This is a genomic window from Rothia mucilaginosa, assembly GCF_964211445.1.
Taxonomy (GTDB): domain Bacteria; phylum Actinomycetota; class Actinomycetes; order Actinomycetales; family Micrococcaceae; genus Rothia; species Rothia mucilaginosa_E.
Map to the genome: position 1 here is coordinate 1 of NZ_CAXOQT010000049.1, position 4698 is coordinate 4698.

Below are 4698 nucleotides of genomic sequence, written 5' to 3' on the forward strand. Positions count from 1 at the left end.
ACAAAAATCCCCGGTTCCGAAGAACCGGGGATTATCTGTGCGCGAGGGGGGACTTGAACCCCCACCCTCTAATACGAGGACTAGCACCTCAAGCTAGCGCGTCTGCCTATTCCGCCACCCGCGCAGGTGACTTTCGAACGTTTTCCTTTCGGTGCCGTTCGAAGCAACACGTAATACTATACGGGCTTTCTGAACACTCCGCAAATCGAAAGAGTATGTTCTGTGTCACATATTGAGTATCGTTTATTTCAAACCGCGTCGCAGCCCCTCCCACCTCAACTAATATGACGGGCACGCCCGTTCAACTGCCATATTTTCGGTCATTACGACTAGAATAAAGAGCATGAATAATGAGAACCTCTCCCGCGAAGAAGCCGCAGAACGTTCGGCTCTCATCAGTGTCGACACCTACGACGTGCATGTCGACCTGACTAACGCCAAGGACCCCGAATTCGAGTCCTACCCCACCGTCACCACCGTCCGATTCTCCTGCAACACCCCCGGCGCAGAAACCTTCATCGACTACATCCACCACAGCGTCGACTCCGTTAAGCTCAACGGCACCGAACTGACCCTGGCCGATGTCGTCAACGGCGCACGCATCACCCTGCCCAACCTGCAGGCTGAAAACGTGCTCACCATCCACGGTCGCTCCTACTACTCCCGCTCCGGCGAAGGTATGCACCGCTACTTCGACCCCTCCGACGGTCGCGTCTACCTGTACACCCAGTACGAACCCTCCGACTGCCGCCGAGTCTTCCCGAACTTCGAGCAGCCCGATCTGAAGGCAGTCTTCAACTTCCGCATCACCGCACCCAAGGACTGGGTTGTCAGCTCCAACGGCGTACTCGAATCCCAGGTCGTAGACCCCACCGACGACTCCATCACCAAGCGCGTCTTCTCCCCCACCGCAAAGATCTCCACCTACATCACCGCAATCGTCGCCGGCGAATACTTCACCGCAACCACCACCTACAAGCCCAAGAGCAAGGTCAACAGCGGTGACATTCCCCTGGTCGTCTACTGCCGCCAGTCTCTCAAGCCGCACTTCGACTACGACCACATCTTCAAGGTCACCGAAAACGGCCTGGACTTCTTCCAGGACCTCTTCGACTACCCCTACCCGTACCCCAAGTACGAGCAGGCATTCGTACCCGAATACAACATCGGCGCAATGGAGAACCCCGGCCTGGTCACCTTCACCGAAGACTACATCTTCGTCTCCGGCGCAACCGAGGACGACCTCGAAGGCCGCACCAACACCATCTGCCACGAAATGGCACACATGTGGTTCGGCGACCTCGTCACCATGAAGTGGTGGGACGACCTGTGGCTCAAGGAATCCTTCGCAGACTTCATGGGCACCCTCGGCGCTAAGGAAGCCAACAACTTCAACGACGCATGGGTCACCTTCGCGAACAACCGCAAGGCATGGGCATACATGCAGGACCAGCTGCCCACCACCCACCCCATCGTCGCTGACATCCCCCACCTGGAAGCAGCATCGCAGAACTTCGACGGCATCACCTACGCAAAGGGCGCATCCGTGCTCAAGCAGCTGGTCGCCTACGTCGGCTTCGACACCTTCATCGAGGCAGCACGCGTGTACTTCAAGCGCTTCGAGTGGGGCAACACCTCCCTGAACGACTTCCTGCAGGTACTCAACGAGGTGTCCGGCCGTGACATGCAGGCATGGGCTAACGCATGGCTGCAGACCTCCGGCGTGTCCGCACTGGGCACCAAGCGCGTCTACGGCGAAGACGGTCAGCTCACCGACCTGATCCTCACCCAGGAACTGCCCGCACAGCAGCCCGCAGGTCTGGGCCGCCCCCACGTGGCAAAGCTGGAAACCTTCGCGCTGACCGACGGCAAGCTCGTCTCCACCGGCCTGCTCTCCCTCGAGTACCCGGCAGAGCCCGTCTCCGAGTACCGTGTGGAGCTCACCGACGAGCAGAAGAAGCTCGTTGGCGAAGCTGACCTGCTCATGCTCAACGCAGAGGACCACACCTACGCCAAGGTCGCCCTGACCGACGAAGACGGCCTGCAGGCAGCTATCGAAGGTGTCTCCACCCTCGAGTCCGCACTCTCCCGCGGCCTCATCTGGGGCTCCCTCTGGGAGAACGTGCGCGACGCACGCCTGCCCGTCACCACCTACGTCGATGCAGTCGTCCGCAACGTCTCCAAGGAGCCGAGCGCATCCCTGCTGGGCACCATGGTCAACAACGCACAGGTCGCTATCGCAACCTTCTCCGCACCCACCGGCCGCGAGCGCCTCTACGACGCTCTCTACGACGCATTCGCAGCCGCACTGGCACAGGCTAAGCCCGGCTCCGATGAGCAGCTGATCCTGCTGCGCGGCCTGATTTCGGTCTCCACCAACGCAACCAAGGGTGAAGAGCTCTGCCGCGATATTGCCCGCGGTGCGTTCGAAGACACTACCGGCGATATTGCCGACGCAACCGGTATTCCTTACGACCAGAACCTGGGTTGGAGTGCACTGGGTGCGCTCGCAAGCCGCAACCTGGTCACCGTTGAGGACCTGGACCGTGCCGCTAAGTACAGCCCCTCCTCGATTTCTTCGAATGGTTACGCGTACGCGATTGCTGCCCTGCCCTCTGCTGAGCGTAAGGCTGCAGCGTACAAGACCATCATGGAAGACGAGTCGCTGTCGAACGACGCTCTGGCTTCGACCATTAACGGTTTTGCTCGCGGTCCGGTCGAGCTGCGTGAGTCCTACTACGACTCCTACTTTGAGGCTCTGCTGCCCCTCTGGGCGTCCCGTTCGATTGGTATGGCGACCCGCATTGTGCGTGGCCTGTACCCGAAGGCTCCGTACAACACCGGCTCCACCGAGGGTCTGGGTGTTGAGGGTAACCCCTCCGTGGCGCTGGCTCAGAAGTGGCTGGAGGCGAACCCCGAGGCTCCGTCGGCTCTGCGCCGTCTGGTTCTGGAGGCTCAGGACCACGGCCGCCGTTCGATTGTGGCTCAGAAGTTCAACGCTTCCCTGCAGGGCTAAGCTGCACGGTTTGAGCAGCTGAGATGGGGTGTTAGCCGGTACCTAACTAGGTTCCGCTCTCCCTCACCAGGTTCTCAACCCGCTGTGAGAGACTGCCGTTCGGTACGCTCCGGTAACACACCGGGGTGTGCCGGGCGGTGGTCTTTTTCTGACTCATCTATAGAATTCACGGCGGCGGTGCGCCGTCTAAATATTTCCCTCATGCGGTGGTTCACACACTGACGTGGGCACTCATTACCGGGGCAGTTTCGCTGCAACACAAAACTACATGCACCCGGTGCTAAAAGACAGATAAATGTCACCCCTTTTTGTGAGCTGTCCGCTCTGAAAGCATGAGAGAATAGACTAGGTATCCGCTCGCTTAGACATATCAGAAGGAGTTTTCAGTGGTCGATTACGCACTCGGTGACCGCGGTAGCGTTGACATTGTCACCGATGATTACTACGAAGCAGAAACCCTCCAAATTTTTGAGGAACTGCACATCGACCGTGAACGTATCTGGTACGGTGAAGCGCGTCTTGTTCCCGAACCGGATAACCCTTACGAGCCCAATAGCATTGCCGTCTACATTGACGAGTTCAAGGTAGGCCGTATGAGTGTGGAGGACTCCGCTGCGTACTGGGAATCCATTACCCGCGTGGTCGCCTCCGGCTACGAGCCCATCGCGCACCTGCAGCTCTCCGCTGTTGCCGTACGCGCAGAAGGCGGCGGCATGCACGTGAAGAGCACCGGCGTGCTCTCCCTGTCCGCGCCAAGCTCTCTCTTCCCTCTCAACGATGCACCGACCCGCGCGACCCTGCTGCCCCAGGGCCCCTCTATGAAGGTGCTCGACGAGAAAGAGCACTCCGAATACCTGCACAGCATCCTGCCGCCCAGCGGTGAAGGCCGCGTGATCCTGACCCTGGAAGCAAACCAGCTGAAGACCTCCGACGGCCGCGTGGTTGACAGTGTGGAGGTGCGCCACGACCGTAAGCTCGTCGGTCGCCTGAGCACCCAAATGTCTGAGCAGCTCACCCCCGTGATTCGTTACGCGTTCGAGAACGACCGCCTCACCAGCGCGTGGGGCACCATTCGCGGTAACACCCTCGAACTTTCGCTGACCGTTCAGGCTGCACGCCCAGCAGATATTCCGCAGGAATGGTACGAGACTCTGCCCAACAACGTTCCGGCTCTACTGCCCGTTGGTGAAGACTACGAGGTGCCCCCGGCATTCGTACCCACCGAAGGTGAACGCCACTACCTGGAGTCCTCTGCACAGCAGGCTCCGAAGAAGCGTCGCGGTTTCATGAGCTCCCTGACCGGTGGCTCCTCCGCACCCGAGCCGACCCGCAGCGAACCTGCCGCGGAGAAGCCGGTTATCGAGTACAGCATTGAGGAAGAGGAATACTACGAACCCTCCGAGCGCGAACGTCTTCTGAACCTGATTAAGGGTGCAGGCCTCGCAGTTCTGGTCGCCGGCCTGATTTCGATGCTGTGGACCCCGATGCTCGGTATCCTCATCGCGATTCTGGGTGGCGCTGTCGCGGCAGTTGCCTTCTACTTTGGTCGTCAGCCCTACTACGGTGACTACGAAGCCTACGACGAGTACGAAGAAGACTACGAAGAAACCGACGAGTCTGAAGAAGAAGCAGATTCGAAGGCATAAACTCCTCCACGACAGAGCGTAAAGATACAACGCAAA

General features: G+C 59.4%; 2 protein-coding genes and 1 tRNA gene. 2 read left to right on the plus strand and 1 reads right to left on the minus strand.

The annotated features are described in order from the left end of the window. Window positions 1–38: 38 nt before the first annotated feature. Window positions 39–124: transfer RNA gene (locus AB8E48_RS08835), tRNA-Leu, on the minus strand. A gap of 219 nt (window positions 125–343) precedes the next feature. Between AB8E48_RS08835 and pepN the strand changes: the two genes are divergently transcribed. Together pepN and AB8E48_RS08845 are read left to right on the plus strand one after the other, a co-directional pair. Then, the gene (gene pepN / locus AB8E48_RS08840) at window positions 344–3016 is read left to right on the plus strand and encodes an aminopeptidase N (RefSeq protein WP_368886465.1); all 2673 of its coding nucleotides are present in this window, start codon (window positions 344–346) and stop codon (window positions 3014–3016) included. A gap of 386 nt (window positions 3017–3402) precedes the next feature. After that, complete coding sequence (locus tag AB8E48_RS08845) at window positions 3403–4662, plus strand: hypothetical protein (protein WP_368886466.1); 1260 nt, start codon at window positions 3403–3405, stop codon at window positions 4660–4662. The last annotated feature ends 36 nt before the right edge of the window (window positions 4663–4698 follow it).